The organism is Idiomarina sp. Sol25, assembly GCF_033052775.1.
Taxonomy (GTDB): Bacteria; Pseudomonadota; Gammaproteobacteria; order Enterobacterales; family Alteromonadaceae; genus Idiomarina.
On record NZ_JAUPEW010000001.1, the window covers coordinates 247771 to 265943 of the forward strand.

At 46.5% G+C, this 18173-nt stretch carries 18 protein-coding genes; 13 read left to right on the top strand and 5 right to left on the bottom strand.

The window, feature by feature from the left end; all coding sequences use genetic code 11:
- The first annotated feature begins 7 nt into the window (after positions 1-7).
- On the top strand, positions 8-688 hold the full coding sequence (locus Q5L94_RS01165) for a GNAT family N-acetyltransferase (RefSeq protein ID WP_317496670.1): 681 nt from the start codon (positions 8-10) through the stop codon (positions 686-688).
- Position 689: 1 nt separating this feature from the next.
- On the opposite strand, the gene Q5L94_RS01170 is transcribed toward Q5L94_RS01165, so the two are convergent.
- Both Q5L94_RS01170 and Q5L94_RS01175 read right to left on the bottom strand, forming a co-directional pair.
- The gene (locus Q5L94_RS01170) at positions 690-1001 is read right to left on the bottom strand and encodes a DUF3301 domain-containing protein (RefSeq protein ID WP_317496671.1); all 312 of its coding nucleotides are present in this window, start codon (positions 999-1001) and stop codon (positions 690-692) included.
- Complete coding sequence (locus Q5L94_RS01175) at positions 1001-2032, bottom strand: DUF3549 family protein (protein WP_317496672.1); 1032 nt, start codon at positions 2030-2032, stop codon at positions 1001-1003. The genes Q5L94_RS01170 and Q5L94_RS01175 overlap by 1 nt, the downstream gene beginning before the upstream one ends.
- Before the next feature lie 93 nt (positions 2033-2125).
- On the opposite strand from Q5L94_RS01175, the gene Q5L94_RS01180 reads away from it, so the two are divergent.
- Together Q5L94_RS01180 and truC are read left to right on the top strand one after the other, a co-directional pair.
- A complete protein-coding gene (locus Q5L94_RS01180; protein ID WP_317496673.1) occupies positions 2126-2470 on the top strand; it encodes a YqcC family protein in 345 nt (114 codons plus the stop codon).
- Between the two features lie 2 nt (positions 2471-2472).
- A complete protein-coding gene (gene truC, locus Q5L94_RS01185; RefSeq protein WP_317496674.1) occupies positions 2473-3183 on the top strand; it encodes a tRNA pseudouridine(65) synthase TruC in 711 nt (236 codons plus the stop codon).
- A 3-nt stretch (positions 3184-3186) separates the two neighbouring features.
- On the opposite strand, the gene dapD is transcribed toward truC, so the two are convergent.
- The 3 genes from dapD to map are packed head-to-tail and all read right to left on the bottom strand — an operon-like array spanning position 3187 to position 7469.
- Positions 3187-4011, bottom strand: coding sequence for a 2,3,4,5-tetrahydropyridine-2,6-dicarboxylate N-succinyltransferase (gene dapD, locus Q5L94_RS01190; RefSeq protein ID WP_317496675.1), 825 nt, complete (start codon positions 4009-4011; stop codon positions 3187-3189).
- A gap of 9 nt (positions 4012-4020) precedes the next feature.
- Complete coding sequence (gene glnD / locus Q5L94_RS01195; protein ID WP_317496676.1) at positions 4021-6660, bottom strand: [protein-PII] uridylyltransferase; 2640 nt, start codon at positions 6658-6660, stop codon at positions 4021-4023.
- 20 nt (positions 6661-6680) lie between these two features.
- Complete coding sequence (map, locus tag Q5L94_RS01200) at positions 6681-7469, bottom strand: type I methionyl aminopeptidase (RefSeq protein ID WP_317496677.1); 789 nt, start codon at positions 7467-7469, stop codon at positions 6681-6683.
- A gap of 285 nt (positions 7470-7754) precedes the next feature.
- Between map and rpsB the strand changes: the two genes are divergently transcribed.
- From rpsB to Q5L94_RS01250, 10 genes are all read left to right on the top strand, one after another.
- On the top strand, positions 7755-8483 hold the full coding sequence (rpsB, locus tag Q5L94_RS01205) for a 30S ribosomal protein S2 (RefSeq protein WP_011234096.1): 729 nt from the start codon (positions 7755-7757) through the stop codon (positions 8481-8483).
- Between the two features lie 15 nt (positions 8484-8498).
- Positions 8499-9377 (top strand): translation elongation factor Ts, encoded by an 879-nt coding sequence (gene tsf, locus Q5L94_RS01210; RefSeq protein WP_317496678.1) that lies wholly within the window; start codon positions 8499-8501, stop codon positions 9375-9377.
- Between the two features lie 103 nt (positions 9378-9480).
- Complete coding sequence (gene pyrH / locus Q5L94_RS01215; RefSeq protein WP_016341299.1) at positions 9481-10215, top strand: UMP kinase; 735 nt, start codon at positions 9481-9483, stop codon at positions 10213-10215.
- 31 nt (positions 10216-10246) lie between these two features.
- Entirely contained in the window at positions 10247-10804 is a 558-nt protein-coding gene (frr, locus tag Q5L94_RS01220) for a ribosome recycling factor (RefSeq protein WP_317496679.1), read from the top strand.
- A gap of 82 nt (positions 10805-10886) precedes the next feature.
- The gene (gene uppS, locus Q5L94_RS01225) at positions 10887-11660 is read left to right on the top strand and encodes a polyprenyl diphosphate synthase (RefSeq protein ID WP_317496680.1); all 774 of its coding nucleotides are present in this window, start codon (positions 10887-10889) and stop codon (positions 11658-11660) included.
- Between the two features lie 3 nt (positions 11661-11663).
- Positions 11664-12527: a phosphatidate cytidylyltransferase gene (locus Q5L94_RS01230; protein WP_034820446.1), complete on the top strand. Its 864-nt coding sequence runs from the start codon at positions 11664-11666 to the stop codon at positions 12525-12527.
- Between the two features lie 4 nt (positions 12528-12531).
- Positions 12532-13722: a 1-deoxy-D-xylulose-5-phosphate reductoisomerase gene (gene ispC / locus Q5L94_RS01235; protein ID WP_317496681.1), complete on the top strand. Its 1191-nt coding sequence runs from the start codon at positions 12532-12534 to the stop codon at positions 13720-13722.
- Positions 13722-15077, top strand: a complete 1356-nt coding sequence (gene rseP, locus Q5L94_RS01240) for a sigma E protease regulator RseP (protein WP_317496682.1) — start codon at positions 13722-13724, stop codon at positions 15075-15077. The genes ispC and rseP overlap by 1 nt, the downstream gene beginning before the upstream one ends.
- 31 nt (positions 15078-15108) lie before the next feature.
- Positions 15109-17610: an outer membrane protein assembly factor BamA gene (gene bamA, locus Q5L94_RS01245; RefSeq protein WP_317496683.1), complete on the top strand. Its 2502-nt coding sequence runs from the start codon at positions 15109-15111 to the stop codon at positions 17608-17610.
- A gap of 44 nt (positions 17611-17654) precedes the next feature.
- Entirely contained in the window at positions 17655-18170 is a 516-nt protein-coding gene (locus tag Q5L94_RS01250; RefSeq protein ID WP_317496684.1) for an OmpH family outer membrane protein, read from the top strand.
- The last annotated feature ends 3 nt before the right edge of the window (positions 18171-18173 follow it).

Sequence of the window (18173 nt, forward strand, 5' to 3'; positions counted from 1 at the left end):
ATTTACTATGCAGGGTTTGACAGAAAAAACGGAAAGCGAAATTGATGACGCAGGTGAGAACAGCCGTGAGCATGTTCAGGGTGAACTGGTTTACCTTGTAGCTGAAGATCTGAAGCTAGCAGCCTCTCTTTTATTCAAGACTTATTACGATGACGAGTTGTTGCAAAAGATTTTCCGGTTCGACAAGCCTGACTACGATAAACGTTTAAGGGCCGCTATTCGGGAAGACCTGAACGCTTTCTGGGAAAGCGGGCAACCTATTATTGGTATTAGAGATGGCGGCACATTATTAGGTGTTGCGTGTCTTACCCGTCCTGGTAAAAGCTTTGGTCCCGGGCGTTTCTGGCACTGGCGGATAAGCATGTTGCTCACGGCTGGTTTTTTGAGTACTAAACAGGTGCTTGAAAAAGAACGCTTAATTCAGGAAGCGATGCCGGATGTGCCTTATCATATGCTGGCATTTATTGCGGTAGCACCCCAATATCAGTCGCAGGGCTTGGGGCACTTACTTGTTGAAGCTGCCAAAGCGGTTTTTGAAGAAGATCCGGAATCACAAGGGATAGCCGTTTACGTCACTCGTTCGGATTATCAGGCTTTCTTTAAAAAGCGCGGCTATCGTATTCAGGCGCAAATAGAAGTCGAAAAGCTGCCCGGTGAAGTCCTGTTTTACCAACGGCAGCCTAGTTAAACTATTGCGCGGGAATACGAAACGGCGGTAATTCAACGCCGACCAAACGCTGGTTATGAAGGGTTAAGTCGCCTTCATAACGAGTTTCGCCGTCGCTGCTAAAGCCCATTTTGAAGGTACTACGCCAGCCTGGCTGGCTGCCCTTAAACGACCAACGCGTGTCCTCGCGACGAATATCTAAAAACTGAAGCCTTTGCTGCTTGCAATAAAACAGCGCATGTTTTTGAGCGCTTTCCGACTGTTGCCGGTGTTGCCAGAAAACCCATATTGCCGTTGCCAGCGCCAGTAAAACAATGACATCGAGTAAATTCATTAGCTTCCCTGTGTCTGTTGTTTTAATCGATTTAATGCTTCATTAACTGCCGCAGACTGTTTTTGTTGGGCAATAATGGCCAACAGTAACGGGCGTATATCTGGCAGGGCAATAATGTCCTGGAATAAGGCATCAAACAGCGAATTATCGAGCGCTGCTATGGCGTCTAAGTAGCGCAACAAATTTGGTTCTTCGCAAAGCACCGGCCATAAACGAGCAGCAATAACAACGAGCTGATCGGCATTGGCATTTGGAACCAGTTTGTTTATTGCTTTTTGTACCCGAGGATGAGCTGAAGCGGAGGCCAGCGCGCGCAAACTGTCAGTGCACAGTTGAGCATTACTGCTCTCGAGGTTCTGCAGAAGAGCGTCTCTTACCGGTGGAGTCAGGCTTTGTTGCTCAAGCGCAACGGCCAACGGCTGGCGTACAGCACTTGGGTAATGAGAAAAATGCGTTGCTATGGCTTTGCTCAGTTCCGGCAGTTGCTCTAACCGGGCTGCGCAGTCGTGTAACCCTTGCAAGCCTACTTTTTGCCAATCTATACCGCTTTCAGGTTGCCTCAAATACGCTTCCGCCGTTTCAAAATGTATGGACGGCGATAATTTTTGCTGGCGCTGAACCCGGGCATGCAAAGCCGCGCGCTGTTGCTCATTCGGCGTTAATAAATACGGGTTTTGTTGCAGCTGATTTTGCTGCTCCTCGGTCATTTCTCCGGTAATTTCGTGGCCTAATGAATTAACCACATACTCCAGGTATTGATTACGCGCGGCTATATTTAAAAGACCCCGCTCGTCCAGCGGAAATTGCAGAAACCAAATAAAAGGCTGTTGGTCACGTTGTTTATGCTGGAACAGTATTGCCAATTGAGCCTGCCGCGCTATGGGGTAGGGGTATGGACGTTGCTGTTGCTCAATGGCTGCAAACTCTTCTTGAGACAGCTCTGTCAGGCATCTGCCTATATCAAAAATTTTGTATTCGGCTTGGCCGGCTTGCAAAAACTCACCCAAGGTAGTTATGGTCGGTGCTGACACAGGCGCTCCCTTTTTGCTTGAATTTTAAGGCGTATTAAATCACTATGGCGCCATTATATCGGTTTATACAATTATGTGGTAACGGAGTCTGATATGGAGCAATATCAGAAAGCCGCTCGATTGCTGGACAGAATAGAGCGTGAACTAAACAGTCTTGGCTTATGGCAGTCTCAGCACCCGCCGGTGCAGGCGTTGGAGAGTCAGCAGCCATTTGCTGTCGACACGCTGGAATTTCATCAGTGGTTGCAGTTTATTATGCTTCCCCGAATGTGGGCGTTAGTGGATAGCAAGCGCCCTTTGCCTGAGGGGATTGCCGTTAGCCCAATGGCTGCGCATATCTACCGCAGCGAGCTGGAACAATACGAACAACTCATTGCACTGATACGTGAATTTGATGTGTTGCTCAGCGGAACTGACCCCTTGCAGGAAGATGTCTGACAGTGAGTCAGTTAGACCTTGTTTACCTGGATAAGCATCTTGCCGTTATTAATAAGCCCAGCGGTTTATTGGTTCACAGAAGCCGTATAGCAAGCGGTGCCCGTGAGTTTGCAATGCAGATGCTGCGCAATCAACTTGGCTGCCACGTTTACCCTGTTCATCGTCTAGATCGCCCGACATCCGGTTTGTTGGTTTTTGGCTTAAACAGCGATGTTGCCCGTACTATGACGGAGCAATTAATCGCGCGCGAAGTGAGAAAAACTTACCATGCTGTGGTCAGAGGCTACGTATCAGAAAGCGGCACTATTGATTACGCCTTGAAAGAAGAATTGGATAAGCTTGCTGATAAAGACGCGGATCCGGATAAAGATAAGCAACCTGCGGTGACGCATTATCAGTGTTTAAAGCAGATTGAGCTGCCTTATAAAGTCAGCAAAAAACATGACACCACGCGTTACTCACTGGTTCAGATGCAACCGGAAACGGGTCGCAAGCATCAATTACGCCGGCACATGGCACACATTCGGCATCCCATTGTCGGTGATACTAACCATGGTGAGGGACGGCATAATAACTTTTTTCGCGAGCACTTTAATTGCCACCGTTTACTGCTGGCAGCGACAGGGTTGAGTTTTAAACACCCGGTCAGTGGTGAATCTGTAAACCTGGAAATACCACTGCCGGATGAGTTTCACCAGCCATTTCTTAAGTAAACGTTATTCCGCGCTGCGTAGCAGGGCATTGATACCCACTTTGGCACGAGTTTTCGCATCAACCACTTTGACAATGATAGCAGCGTAAAGGCTGTGAGTGCCACTTGCGGAAGGCAGCGAGCCGGGCACAACAACGGAACCCGAAGGGACGCGACCATACAGAATTCGGTCGTTTTCCCGGTCATAAATGCGAGTGCTCTGGCCAATATAAACGCCCATGGAAATTACCGCACCTTCTTCGACAATAACGCCTTCAACGATCTCAGAGCGCGCACCAATGAAGCAGTTATCTTCAATAATCGTTGGGTTAGCCTGCAATGGTTCTAAAACCCCACCGATACCAACACCGCCGGACAAGTGAACATTTTTTCCAATTTGCGCACAGGAACCAACGGTAGCCCAGGTATCCACCATAGTGCCTTCACCAACGTAAGCACCAATATTAACGTACGATGGCATTACGACAACGTTACGGCCGATAAAGGCACCTTTACGAACCATAGCGGGTGGTACAACGCGCATGCCCTCAGCACGGAAACGGGCACTGTCGTAGTCGGCAAATTTGGCCGGCACTTTGTCCCAGAAACGGGTTTCTCCGCCTTCAATCAGGTCGTTGTCGTTTAAGCGAAATGACAAAAGAACCGCTTTCTTAAGCCATTGATGAACAACCCATTCACCGGAAATTTTTTCGGCAACTCGTAACTCGCCGCGGTCAATTTCATCGATAACGTAACGCACAGCTTCGCGGAGGTCGTCGTTTTCGGTTCGGGCATTGATTTGATCACGTTGTTCAAATGCATCAATGATGCGCTGTTTTATGTTTTCCATGATAAGAATTTAAAACTCCAGGTCTTTGATAATTTTTGCTTTCAATGTTTTTTTTTGCTTGTCGCTAAGAGCGGTTTGCTGCTCGGTAGTGACAATAAATAAGTCTTCTGCCTGCTCGCCTATGGTGGTGATTTTCGCCGCCAGCAGGATAACGTTCTGTTGCTGCAAAATAGCGGCAAGCTTAGCAATAAGCCCCGGCCTGTCCAGTGTTACCAGTTCAAAGGTAGTGCGGCCGTGATGTTTACTGGGTATAAAAGTGACCTCAGTTGCCACCGAAAAGTTCTTCATGCGACGCGATAAAGGCCGTTTCGTGCTGGGAACGGGTATCCGTTTGTGCAGGACATCCAGCAACTGTTGTTTTACCTCTTCAATACGATGAGGCTCTGTTAACGGTTTGCCGTCTCGTTGCAATACGACAAAGGTATCCATAACAAAGCCGTCACGGGTAGCCAGAATTTGTGCATCCAGAATGTTGAGTTGCTGGCTGTCCAGAACGCCCGCAACCGAGGCAAACAAATGCCCCTCTTCGTGATGGTAAATAAACAACTCAGTTGTGCCGTAGTTGTTTTCGTCTCCAATGAGGATGAGCGGCAGTTGCTCGCTTGGCAGGTTCAGAATATGCTGTGAATGCCAGCTGATTTGCTCTGCCGTATGGCGGAAAAAATAATCCGCAGTAAAGCGTCCCCATAATGCCAGAATTTCCGCTTTTTCGAAGCCTGCGCTTAACAGTAAGGCCATTGCACTGGCTTTATTTTCATTAATTCTTTGGCGAATATCCAGGGTAGGCTTATTACTGTCCTGTGCCAGCAAGTAGGAGGTGGCGTTATAAAGCTCTTCCAGTAACGTTGCTTTCCAGTTGTTCCAAAGTGACTGGTTCGTTGCCCGAATATCTGCCACCGTAAGACAATAAAGGAAGTCTAGTCGCTCAAGCGTTGAAACTTGATTAGCAAATTCCTGGATGACTTCCGGGTCATGAATGTCCCGCTTTTGCGCGGTAACCGACATGGTTAAATGGTGCCGCACCAGCCAGGCCACTAGCTCTGCGTCTTCTTCACTGTAACCGTGTTGGTGGCAAAAGTTACGCGCATCCATTTCGCCGAGCTCTGAGTGATCGCCGCCGCGACCTTTAGCTATGTCATGGAATATACCCGCCAAATACAAGCAATAGCGGCGATCCATTTTCGCAACCAGCTTTTCGCACAGCGGAAACTGATCCTGATAATCGTCGTCGCTAAAGCGGTACAAGTTTCTTACTAAGCGAAAGGTGTGTTCATCTACTGTGTAGGCGTGAAAAAGGTCAAACTGCATTTGTCCGACAATTTGTTGCCACTGTGACAAGTAGCTTGCCAGCACACTGTGGTGATGCATTAGTGCAAAAGACAAGCCACAACCTCTGGGATGCTGAATCAACTGATTGAATAGGTCACGGCATTCCGGGTCATGGCTGAGTGGCTCACTTAGTTGAGCTCGGGCATTTCTGAGTAAACGTATGGTGTTCGAGTGTATGCCCTGTATTTGCGGATGTTCCGCAATGCAGACAAAAGCGCGGATAATATTGCAGTGACTATCGAATACATTATCATGCCGAGCCGTTAACAGTTTATTCGCAACGGCAAAGTTATCGTTAATATTTTCAGCGTGTTGTAAGTCCTGCGTTCCTAATATTGCCTGATGAAAAAACTGCAGAAGCATTTGATTAAGCTCGCTTACGCGTAAAACCACTTTAAAGTAATCTTTCATCATGGTTTCAACGGAGGCTTTACCGTCATTACCGTAGCCCAGGCGAACAGCAACGCCTGGCTGAAAATCAAAGAGTAAGCGGTCTTCGCGTTTACCTGCCTCTAAATGAAGCGCAAAGCGTATGCGCCATAGCCAGTTCATGCAGTCACGCAGCTCAACGAATTCATCGGCTGTCATATAACCGTATTCAACCAGGTTTTCATCCGAGTGAGTACGGAAATGACGTTTAGCAATCCAGCCTACGGTCTGAATATCACGTAGCCCACCGGGACTCGATTTAATGTTCGGTTCCAGGTTATAAGACGTGCTGTGGTATTGTTGGTGGCGCTGCTTTTGTTCATCAAGTTTGGCTTGATAGAAATCCCGGCTTGACCAGGGAAAGTCATTTAACAACTGTTGATGAAACTCATTGTAAAGCGACTCAGATCCTGAAAGGTAGCGACTTTCAATAAGGTTTGTGGCTATTGTGATATCCTTTTCTGACTGAGCGAAGCAGTCTTCGATAGTACGTACCGAATGGCCGATATCCAGGTGTAGGTCCCATAAAAAGGTAATGAACTGCCCGAGCTTTTCAGACAACTTAGCTTCGGCTTCAGCATTTTCCGGACCCACTAAAATGAGCAGGTCGATATCTGACCCGGGGTGCAGAGTTTCACGACCATAGCCACCCACAGCTAAGATAGTTGCCGGCTCGTTCTCTAGTTGAAATTGCTGCCACAACTGGCTAATTAACTGGTCAAAGAAGGTTGCGCGGTGATGAATCAGCTCATCGATATCCGCGGTGACAAAACGTGCTGCAGACCAGTTCTGGTAACTTTCCAGAAGCGCTTTGTAGTCTTTTAGGCAAGGTTGCAGGGTTCGGTCAGGCCAGCGCCCGTGAAAGTCTTTATCTTGTTGAACGTTAGCCATAGGCTCCCCCTGCAAATGCGTTAGCTGTGCTCGATAACTCGCGCTAAGTCGGGCTCATCACTGCGCAGTGTCAGTACTTCAACACCGTTATCGGTAACCAATAATGTATGTTCCCACTGTGCACTTAAGCTGCGGTCTTTAGTCAGTACGGTCCAGCCGTCTTTCATCAGTTTTGTATGGCGCTTACCTACATTGACCATAGGTTCAATAGTGAAGCACATACCGGCTTTTAGCTCTTCGCCTGTACCTGCCTCACCGTAATGCAGAATTTGAGGGTCTTCATGGAAGACAGAACCAATACCGTGACCACAGTATTCTCTAACAATAGAGTAGCCATGGCCTTCGGCATGCTTTTGAATAACTTCAGCAAAGTCACCCAGCTTGATACCCGGCTTAACCATTTCTATGGCTTTATAAAGCGACTCCTGAGTTACCTTAATTAACCGCTCGGCCATTATTGAAGGTTTACCAACAATAAACATTTTCGAGGTGTCGCCATGGTAACCATCCAGTTTAACGGTAACGTCAATGTTCATGATATCGCCGTCTTTCAGTTTTTTCGGGCCGGGAATACCATGACAGACACAATGGTTTACCGAAGTACATACCGACTTAGGGAAGCCGTGATAGTTTAATGGTGCTGGATAAGCGTTATGATCCGTGATGTACTTATGGCATATATCATCCAGTTCTTCCGTGGTTACGCCAGGCTTGACGTAATCACCAATCATTTCAAGCACACTGGCGGCGAGTTTGCCCGCGGCGCGCATTTTTTCGATTTCTTCGGGTGTCTTAATTGAGATGGTCATTCTCTTCCTGTCCATGACTGCTGGAAAAGCCGACAGTTTAACAGTGACTGATAAAATTCGCTATCTTTGAGGTAGGCCAATGCAGAAGTTAGCGAAGGTTTTTTGTTGTGCAGGGCTCGGCTTTATGGTATAAAACGCACGCTTTTTTGGCCTTATGCCAACTAAGTACACTTGTATGTAAATTATAATCCACACATACATCGACACATAAGGCGGGGTGCTTGTCTAAGAACAGGTCGGCTTATGGGATGTATGGAGGCTTAACCCCCTAAAAAGGAAAATATTATGGCTAACGTGTCAATGCGTGACATGCTGAAAGCGGGTGTCCATTTCGGTCACCAAACTCGTTTCTGGAACCCAAAAATGAAACCTTACATTTTTGGTGCTCGTAACAAAATTCATATCATTAACCTCGAAAAAACTGTGCCTATGTTCAACGACGCGTTGAGCTACATGCAGCACGTTGCTTCTAACAAAGGTAAAATCCTGTTTGTTGGTACCAAGCGCGCAGCAGCTGAAGCGGTGAAAGAAGCAGCCATTAACTGTGGTCAGTACTATGTAAACCACCGTTGGTTAGGCGGCATGTTGACTAACTGGAAAACAGTTCGTCAATCAATCAAGCGTTTAAAAGACCTTGAAACAATGAGCCAGGACGGTACTTTCGAGAAACTGACCAAGAAAGAAGCTTTGGTTAATACTCGTGAAATGGAAAAGCTGGAAAAAGGCTTAGGCGGTATCAAAAACATGGGCGGCTTACCTGACGTTCTGTTTGTTATCGACGCTGATCACGAACACATTTCTATTAAAGAAGCAAATAACCTGGGCATTCCAGTTGTTTCTGTTGTGGATACAAATTCTAACCCTGACGGTGTGGATTACATTGTTCCAGGTAACGATGACGCAATCCGTGCTGTTCAATTATACTTGAACACTGCTGCTGAAGCGGTAAAAGAAGCACGTACAGCGCAAGTTGAAGCGAAAGACTCAGACGATTTCGTCGAAGCAACTGAATAATCGAGGAATAGAATCATGGCTATTACAGCAGCTCTAGTTAAAGAACTGCGCGAGCGCACAGGCGCTGGCATGATGGACTGCAAAAAAGCACTGCAGGAAGTCGACGGTGATATGGAAGCGGCAATTGAACTGATGCGTAAAAGCGGTCAGGCAAAAGCAGCTAAGAAAGCAGGCCGTGTTGCGGCTGAAGGCGTTATCTTAGTTAAATCTGAAGGTAACCAGGCAACGTTGGTTGAACTGAACTGTGAAACCGACTTTGTCGCTCGCGATGACAGCTTCCTGGCATTCGGCGATAAAGTTATCAACGCAGCATTTGCTAACAAAGAAAATGACGTTGAAGTATTGAAAAAAACTGACATCGGTGGTCAGACTGTTGAGAAAACTCGTGAAGACTTAGTGGCTAAAATTGGTGAGAACATGAACGTGCGTCGTGTTCAAACTCTTGAAGCTGGTGACGTTGTAGCGACTTATACTCACGGTGCTCGTATCGGTGTTGCTGTCGCTTTAACTGGCGGTGACGAAGATTTGGCTCGCGACCTGTGCATGCATGTTGCGGCAAGCAGTCCGCAATTCGTTAAGCCTGAAGACGTAGAAGCTGAAGTTGTTGAGAAAGAACGCGCGATTCAGGTTGATATCGCAATGCAAAGCGGTAAGCCGAAAGAAATTGCTGAAAAGATGGTTGAAGGCCGTATGCGTAAGTTTACCGGCGAAATCAGCCTGACAGGTCAGCCTTTCGTTAAAGATCCATCAATGACTGTTGGTGAGTTACTGAAGAAAGCTGGTGCTGACGTAGTGACTTTCGTTCGCTTTGAAGTGGGTGAAGGTATTGAACGTAAAGAAGAAGATTTCGCTTCTGAAGTTCAGGCACAAGTGGCGGCAGCGAGTAAAGGCTAATAGCGTGGTCTCGACCAGCCCCATGAAATAGAAAATTATAAACCGCGTCTTGAGCGTTCAGGACGCGGTTTTTTTTAAACTAAAGGAAAGAGTAGAGGCAATGATGAGCACCCATCCGAAACCCAGTTATCGACGCATATTGTTAAAACTCAGTGGTGAAGCTCTTATGGGAGATGAGCCATTTGGTATTGACGCCAAAGTACTTGATCGTATGGCGCAGGAAATTAAAGAATTAGTTGAACTTGGGGTTCAGGTAGGTTTAGTCATTGGGGGCGGTAACTTATTCCGCGGAGAAGGCTTAGCAAAAGCCGGTATGAATCGTGTTGTGGGCGACCACATGGGCATGTTGGCAACCGTAATGAATGGTTTGGCTATGCGCGACGCTTTACACCGTGCTTTTGTTAACGCACGTTTAATGTCAGCTATTGAATTGACAGGAGTCTGTGACAGTTACAACTGGGCAGAAGCCATCAGTTTGCTAAAATCAGGACGTGTGGTGATATTTTCTGCGGGAACCGGTAACCCGTTCTTTACTACTGACTCTGCCGCTTGCTTGCGCGGTATTGAAATTGAAGCCGAAGTCGTACTTAAGGGAACCAAGGTTGACGGAGTATATTCTGATGACCCGGTGAGTAACCCGGATGCGACTTTGTATAAGCACATTAATTACGATGATATACTGGAAAAACAGTTAAAAGTAATGGATTTAGCGGCATTTACTCTGGCGCGTGATCACGCTCTGCCTATCCGGGTATTTAATATGAATAAGCCGGGTGCCTTACGAGCCGTGATAATGGGTGAAGAAGAAGGTACACTGATTAGTAAGAACGCAGAGTAACTGCAGTTATTGAATAAAAGGGTATAAGACAGTGATAAAAGAAATTATAGAAGACGCTAAAGATCGCATGGAAAAGAGTGTTGAATCGCTGCGCAGTCAAATGTCAAAAGTACGTACAGGCCGTGCTCATCCAAGCATACTGGACAGTGTCATGGTGAACTATTACGGTACTGACACGCCTCTTAAGCAGTTAGCAAATATCACCACAGAAGACTCCAGAACTCTGGCTCTGACAGTGTTTGATAAGTCGGCTTCAGCGGCTGTCGAAAAAGCTATTATTAATTCTGATTTGGGTCTGAACCCAGCCTCAGCCGGTGCGGTTATTCGTATTCCATTGCCTCCGTTGACGGAAGAGCGTCGCCGCGATTTAGTTAAAATTGTTCGTGCCGAGGCTGAAAACGGACGTATTGCGGTACGTAATATTCGTCGCGATGCGAATGGTGATATTAAAGACCTGCTGAAAGAAAAAGAAATTACCGAAGACGAAGAACGTAGTGCTGAAGAAGAAATTCAAAAACTGACCGATAAATTCGTTAAGCAAATTGATGAAGCTCTGAAAGCAAAAGAAGGGGATTTGATGGAAATTTAACCATCAAACCTTACCTACGTTGGTCTATGACGCCGTGTCAGGTATACTCGCACGGCGTTTTTTAATGTTTACGGCAGATTGAATGAACGAATTACCGTCTATTGAGCAGTTAGTCCCCAAGCATGTTGCCATTATAATGGATGGTAACGGGCGCTGGGCGAAACAACGCGGTAAAATAAGAACCTTTGGGCATAAAGCGGGCGCAGAAGCAGTGCGCAAGGCTGTTGCCTTTGCTCGCCGTAACGGTATTGAATCATTGACTTTGTTTGCATTCAGTAGTGAAAACTGGAAGCGTCCGGCTACAGAAGTCTCGGTACTGATGGAATTGTTTATGTCAGTACTGAAAAGCGAAATTAAAAAATTAGATGATAACGATATTCGCTTGCGCATTGTTGGTGACAAAGAGGCTTTTTCAAAGCGTTTGCAAAAGCGCATGAGCGAAGCGGAAGAGCAAACGCAAAGTAACAGCGGGCTGAATCTGAACATAGCGGCGAACTACGGCGGCCAGTGGGATATTACGCAAGCCAGTCGTAAATTAGCTGAGAAAGTCAAAGCAGGTGAAATAGCACCGACAGAAATTACTGAACAGGCAATAGCCAGTGAATTGATGATGGCAGATCAGCCAGTGCCGGATTTACTCATTCGCACAGGCGGTGAACATCGTATCAGTAACTTTCTTTTATGGCAGCTGTCTTATGCTGAACTGTATTTCACTTCAGTTTTATGGCCTGACTTTGACGATACCGCCTTTGCTCAGGCAATTACAGATTTTGCGCAACGGGAACGCCGTTTTGGTTTAACGAGCGAACAACTAACCGTGCTAATGCAAGGCATAGAAACTCGGATAGAGGAATAACACTTGCTAAAACAACGTATTATTACAGCACTATTGCTGGTTCCGGTGGCACTGTACGGTGTTTTTATGCTGCCGTTATGGGGCTTTGCTCTTTTCATTCAGGGGGTCCTTATGTTGGGCGCCTGGGAATGGTCTCCGCTAATGGGCGTGCGTCGCACTTCAGCGCGAATCGCTTACACCTTATTTGTCGGTGCTATAATTGGCGTATTGTCCTGGCTGGCTCCGTACGAGCATTTGTGGGAGGGAGGTGAGCTCTCTAAACTCATCTACTACACCATTTTAGCTGGCGGTGTCTGGTGGGTTGTTGCGCTGGCAATGATCGTAAACTATCCCTCCAGCCGGCGCATGTGGTCCCGAACCCGCGCTATTGTTGGTGTATTCGGCTTGCTCATCTTCATTCCTACTTGGGCGGCATTAGTCACGGTTCGCTCAATTGATATTGATGAGTCTCGCTTCTTTGGTGGCTGGGTGGTTCTGTTTATTTTGCTGCTGGTTTGGGCGGCAGATGTCGGTGCGTATTTTGCCGGCGTACGCTATGGTCGTAATAAAATGATGCCGGCGGTAAGCCCCGGAAAAACCATGGAAGGCCTTTGTGGTGGTGTGACCTTAGCTTTTGTGGTGATGATGGTAGTAGCGCACTGGACCAAAGTGCCGGCCGATCAATTTACCGGTTATTATTTAACCGGATTGTTTACCGTTGTTGCTTCAGTATTTGGTGATTTAAACGAGAGCATGTTTAAACGTAGTGCAGGGGTTAAGGACAGTGGCTCAATTTTACCTGGGCACGGGGGAATTCTTGACCGTATTGACAGTCTTACAGCTGCAGTACCTATTTTCACCTTAGCTTATCTGGAGTTTTTGCATTAAACCTATGCGTCGGATAACAGTTTTGGGAGCAACCGGCTCCATTGGTCAAAACACATTGGATGTTGTTTCACGGCACCCGGATGACTTTCAGGTTTTTGCCTTAACCGCCCATAGCCAGGTTAGTGCCCTGGCTGAGCTTTGTGTAAAGCATAGTCCGCAATATGCGGTTATGGGTTCAAAAAATGCCGCAGCAGAGCTTAAGACGTTGCTCGGTCAAAAGACTGCAACTCAAGTTATTTATGGAGATCAGGCTTTAGCTGAGGTCAGTTCGGCTGGTGAGGTGGATGTGGTTATGGCGGCTATTGTTGGTGCTGCCGGACTTTCACCGACACTTGCTGCAATTGACGCAGGTAAAGACGTACTGCTAGCCAATAAAGAAGCCCTGGTCATGAGCGGTCAGTTGTTTATTGATCATGCACAACGTTCTGGCGCTAAAATTATCCCGGTCGATAGTGAGCACAACGCCATTTTTCAGTGTTTACCCCTGGCTGCGCAGCAGCAGGTCGGAAGTATGGCGTTAACCGAACATGGGATACAGTATTTATTGTTAACCGGCTCCGGCGGCCCATTCCGCGATTTACCCCTTAATGTGCTGCCTCAACAAACTCCGGCTGCGGCATGCAGTCACCCTAATTGGTCCATGGGTCGGAAAATTTCGGTCGATTCCGCCACTATGCTGAACAAGGGGCTGGAATACATTGAAGCCCGTTGGTTATTCAATTGTTCACGCGATCAACTGAAAGTTGTCATTCATCCGCAAAGCGTTATCCACTCTATGGTGCAATACACTGATGGTTCCGTACTTGCTCAAATGGGCGAGCCGGACATGCGCACACCAATAGCTCATTCGCTGGGTTATCCGGAGCGTTTGGAAAGTGGTGTGGCGGGCTTAGATTTTACTCAAATAGCTGAACTGACCTTTAAGCAGCCCGAAGCGCAACGTTATCCGTGTTTACAGTTGGCGATAGAAGCGTGTTGGGAAGGGCAGTGGGCTACTACGGCTTTAAACGCGGCGAATGAAATTGCGGTTGCAGCATTTTTAAGAGAACAGGTTGGTTTTACTGATATTGCAAAAGTGTGTGATTCGGTACTGCAGTCAATACAAGCTGATGAGGCCGATAGTTTACAAGCGCTGTTAGCCATAGATAAACAAGCGCGTTTAGCGGCCAATAAATGGCTGCAGGAGTACGCATAGTGATAGACGCAATTTGGTATTTCTTTTCCTTCGTTGTAACTCTGGGCATTTTAGTTGCTTTCCACGAGTTTGGACACTTCTGGGTTGCGCGCCGGTGCGGTGTAAAAGTGTTAACGTTTTCGGTGGGTTTTGGCCGGGCCATATGGAAACGTAAAGGCAAAGACGGCACGGTTTATCAGCTGGGTATTATACCTCTTGGTGGCTACGTACGCATGCTGGACGAACGCATTGATGATGTCAGCGAGGAAGAACGAGATGTCAGTTTTAATGCACAATCAGTTTATAAGCGTTTCGCTATAGTTGCTGCCGGTCCGGTTGCGAACTTTATATTAGCTGTTGCTGTTTTATGGCTGATGTTTGGTATTGGTGTACCAACAGTGAAACCGGTTATCGGCGATATAAAAGCAGGCTCTGTTGCTGCCGAAGCTCAGCTTGAAAGAGGCAGCGAAATTCTCTCAGTTGATAATGTTGAAGCCTATGACTGGCAACAGGTTCAGTTGGGGCTTATGTCGGCCATTGGCGACGATGAAACAGTACTCACATTAAGAACGCCGGACGGTGATGAAGTAAAACGCACACTGAATTTAAGTGACTGGCAGTTTGATCCGGAAACGGAATCGACCTTTGGCAGTTTGGGAATTGAGGTTTATCAACCCGCTGTTTATACCGAACTTAGCCAGGTAGAAAGTGGCTCGCCAGCGGAAGTGGGTGGCTTAAAAGAAGGTGACACGATCACCCGAATTGGTGATGAAAGTGTCGAAAGTTGGACTGAAATACGTAAGATAATCGCTCAATCGGCGGGACAGGACGTTTTATTTACGGTTGAGAGGAACCAGGTTGAGCAGCAAATTTCTGTTCAAATAGGGGAACGGGAAAGCCAAAATGGTGTCATAGGCTACCTTGGCGTAGTTCCGGTAACAGAGCCGTTGCCAGACAATTACGTTTTTAACCATCAATACGGTTTTTTCGGTGGCTTAGCGAAAGGCGCAGAAAAAACTTGGGAATTGATGGTTGTTAGCGTGAAAATGATAGGTAAACTGCTGACCGGAGATGTTTCTGTAAAGAACCTGGCAGGGCCTTTAAGTATTGCCGAAGGTGCTGGAGTGAGTGCCAGCAATGGGTTCGTTTATTTTTTAAGTTTTTTGGCGCTGTTAAGTGTCAATTTAGGGATAATTAATTTATTACCTTTACCGGTATTAGACGGCGGTCATTTGATGTTTTACAGCATTGAATGGGTTCGCGGTAAGCCGGTATCCGAAAGAGTGCAAGACGTTTGCTATAGGATTGGTGGGGTGCTGGTATTCGCGTTGATGGCGTTAGCAATATCAAATGACATCGCCCGTTTCGCATTCTGAGTCACGAATTAACAATAAGTAGCTAGTGATAATGACGTTTAAAAAGCTGTTAGTGAGTGCCATGATTGCAGGTGCAGTAGCACCAGCCTACGCACAAGATGAATTTGTTGTCGAAGATATTGAAGTAAAAGGATTACAACGCGTCGCTTTAGGTGCTGCGTTAACATACATCCCCGTAAGGGTTGGTGACGAAGTGAGTGAGCTGCAAATTCGTAGCGCTATTCGTTCGCTTTACTCCTCTACTCACTTCGACTATATCGATGCGCGGAGAGATGAAGACACTTTGATCTTCACCGTTAGTGAACGGCCAACCATTGCCGAAATCACCTTTGAAGGTAACAGCGATATTAAAGACGAGCAGCTTCAAGAGAGCCTGGTTGATAATAATATTGTGACTGGTGAGCCTTTAGACAGAACCACTATTTCAGGCATAGAAAAAGGTCTGGAAGACTTTTATCACAGCGTTGGTAAATACAATGCCTCGGTAGAAGTGCAGGTCGTGGACTTGCCGCGTAACCGTGTTGAGTTGCGTATGAATTTTGAAGAAGGCGATGCCGCTGAAATTGCGCAAATCAACATTGTGGGCAACAAGGCGTTCGCTGATGAGCTATTACTGGATACCTTTGAACTTCGGGATAGCCTTCCATGGTGGAACTTTATAGGTGAAAAGCGTTACCAGAAGCAACAATTAAGCGGTGACCTGGAAACCTTAGAGTCCTTCTATCGTGACCGTGGTTATTTGCGGTTCCAGGTGGAGTCTGTGCAGGTTTCTATGACGCCGGATCGTGAAGGTATTTATATTACTATTAATGTGAATGAGGGTGATAAATACAATATTAGCGAAACGGACGTTATTGGCGACTTAAAAGGGCATGACGAGCTGGTTGGAAAAATTGCTAAAATTGAGGAAGGCACGCTTTATAACGCGGCTCAGGTGACTTATATTGAAGACATGATCAGCCGCTTTTATGGGCGGTACGGTTATGCGTACCCAGAAGTTAGAGCTATTCCTGAGCACGATGACGAAGATAAAACGGTAAAAATCACCTTTTCGATAAACCCGGGAAAACGTGTCTACGTTCGCCGCATTAACTTTGAGGGCAACGGCGCAACCAAAGACCGGGTGTTACGCCGTGAAATGCGTCAACTTGAAGGCGCCTGGTTGTCTGACAGCAACATTGAGCAAGGTAAAGTGCGCCTTCAGCGCTTAGGCTATTTTGAAACCGTAGAAACCTCTACTGAACGAGTTGAAGACAGCGATGATCAGGTCGATGTGACTTATAAGGTCAAAGAGCAACCCTCAGGTTCTTTTAATGCTGGTATCGGTTACGGCGATTACTCTGGTCTGCAACTTAATGCAGGTGTCCAGCAAAACAACTTTTTGGGTACGGGAAACCGGGTTGGTTTTAACATCAGCACCAGCCGATTTAATAAAAATGTCAGCTTGTCGTATTCCGACCCTTACTTCACCATGAATGGTGTTGGGCTTTCAGGTCAGGTTTATATGAGTGAGTTTGATGCGGGTAATGCGCAAAACCTCGTAAACTATAATCAGAAAACCTATGGGTTATCAACGGGACTTAACTTTCCAATTGATGAAATTAACCGTCTAAATTTTGGTATTGGTTATAAAAACCAGGAAGTGAGTGTCAATTCGCAAAACCAAAGTATTGAGCAAATTCAGCAGTTTTACCGGTCTTATTTGGATGACCAAAATCCGGAGCGACCAATTAGTTTCGACATTTATGAACTGAACGCAGGGTGGTCACGGGTAACATTAAATCGTGGACGGTTCCCAACCAGTGGTTCGTCGCAGCAAGCCAGCTTTGAAGTCTCTGCACCGTTTAGCGATGTCAAGTACTTCCGCTTTAATTACGACTATAAACATTATTTCCCACTAAGCCGTGACCAGCAGTGGTCATTTCTCACCAGACTGAATATTGGTTATGGTAACGGTTACGGCGAAGACGATGCTGGTAATGATTACTTGCTGCCGTTCTGGGAATACTTCCGTATCGGCGGCCAGGGCGATTTACGCGGCTTCGAACCGAACACGGTCGGCCCAAGAGCTGTGTATGTTGTACCCGAGTCAGTTAACTCAGAGGGTATTCCGGACTTTACTGGGTTGCCGACACCGAACTACAGTTCAGAAACCGGCAACCAGCAGTTGTTTGTACAAAATAACTACTCTTTAGGCGGTAACGCTAAAGTTTCTGGTGGACTGGAACTGATTGTACCGACACCTTTTGTAGATGAAGGTATGCGTAATAGTGTACGAACGAGTGTCTTTGTTGATTTTGGTATGGTTTGGGATACTGAATTCGACTACGATAGATACAAGGATTTGGAAAATACCAGTCCACAACCGTTAACTGACTATAGCTCACCGGGAGATTTCCGCGCATCGGCTGGTGTCTCTGTGCAATGGATATCTCCAATGGGTCCATTAACTTTCTCGTTAGGTCGGGCCTTAAAAGAAGTTGAGGGTGATGAAACCCAAGTGTTCTCATTTAATATCGGAACCACATTCTGATAATAATAATTAAATATAGTGATAAAATTTGAAGGAGTTTTACCTTGAAAAAGTTAATTAAATCTACAGCTGCAGCGGTTGCTGTTTCTACAGCGCTTTTTGCTGGTGCCGCACAGGCACAACAAAAAATTGGTGTTGTTGATATGATGGAAGTATTCCAGCAGTTACCACAACGTGAGCAAATTTCAGAGCAGCTACAAACTGAGTTTCAGGATCGCTTTGAAGAAATGCGCCGCCTTGAACAAAAAGTTCAGGAATTGCGTCAAAAGCAGGAACGCGATGCATCAATCATGTCTGCTTCTGAGAAAACTCAGTTAGAGCGTGATCTTGAGCAAACGATCTCTGAAGCACAGCTGAAGAGCAAAGCGTTGCAGGAAGACACTCGTCGTCGCCAAAATGAAGAACGTAACAAGCTACTTGGAAAAGTTCAGGACGCGATTACTGCTGTTGCAGAAACTAAAGACTACGACATGGTTCTTGAAAGTAATGCGGTTACTTACATGAAGGCCGATAATGACTTGTCTGGTGCTGTCGTCGAGAAAATGACGTCAGGTAACTAATCT

Coding starts and splice junctions, on each gene's coding strand:
- glnD (WP_317496676.1), bottom strand. CDS start 6,660: ATGGCTAACGTTCAACAAGATAAAGACTTTCACGGGCGCTGGCCTGAC.
- rpsB (WP_011234096.1), top strand. CDS start 7,755: ATGGCTAACGTGTCAATGCGTGACATGCTGAAAGCGGGTGTCCATTTC.
- pyrH (WP_016341299.1), top strand. CDS start 9,481: ATGAGCACCCATCCGAAACCCAGTTATCGACGCATATTGTTAAAACTC.
- tsf (WP_317496678.1), top strand. CDS start 8,499: ATGGCTATTACAGCAGCTCTAGTTAAAGAACTGCGCGAGCGCACAGGC.
- Q5L94_RS01180 (WP_317496673.1), top strand. CDS start 2,126: ATGGAGCAATATCAGAAAGCCGCTCGATTGCTGGACAGAATAGAGCGT.
- bamA (WP_317496683.1), top strand. CDS start 15,109: ATGACGTTTAAAAAGCTGTTAGTGAGTGCCATGATTGCAGGTGCAGTA.
- Q5L94_RS01165 (WP_317496670.1), top strand. CDS start 8: ATGCAGGGTTTGACAGAAAAAACGGAAAGCGAAATTGATGACGCAGGT.
- map (WP_317496677.1), bottom strand. CDS start 7,469: ATGACCATCTCAATTAAGACACCCGAAGAAATCGAAAAAATGCGCGCC.
- dapD (WP_317496675.1), bottom strand. CDS start 4,011: ATGGAAAACATAAAACAGCGCATCATTGATGCATTTGAACAACGTGAT.
- uppS (WP_317496680.1), top strand. CDS start 10,887: ATGAACGAATTACCGTCTATTGAGCAGTTAGTCCCCAAGCATGTTGCC.
- ispC (WP_317496681.1), top strand. CDS start 12,532: ATGCGTCGGATAACAGTTTTGGGAGCAACCGGCTCCATTGGTCAAAAC.
- Q5L94_RS01170 (WP_317496671.1), bottom strand. CDS start 1,001: ATGAATTTACTCGATGTCATTGTTTTACTGGCGCTGGCAACGGCAATA.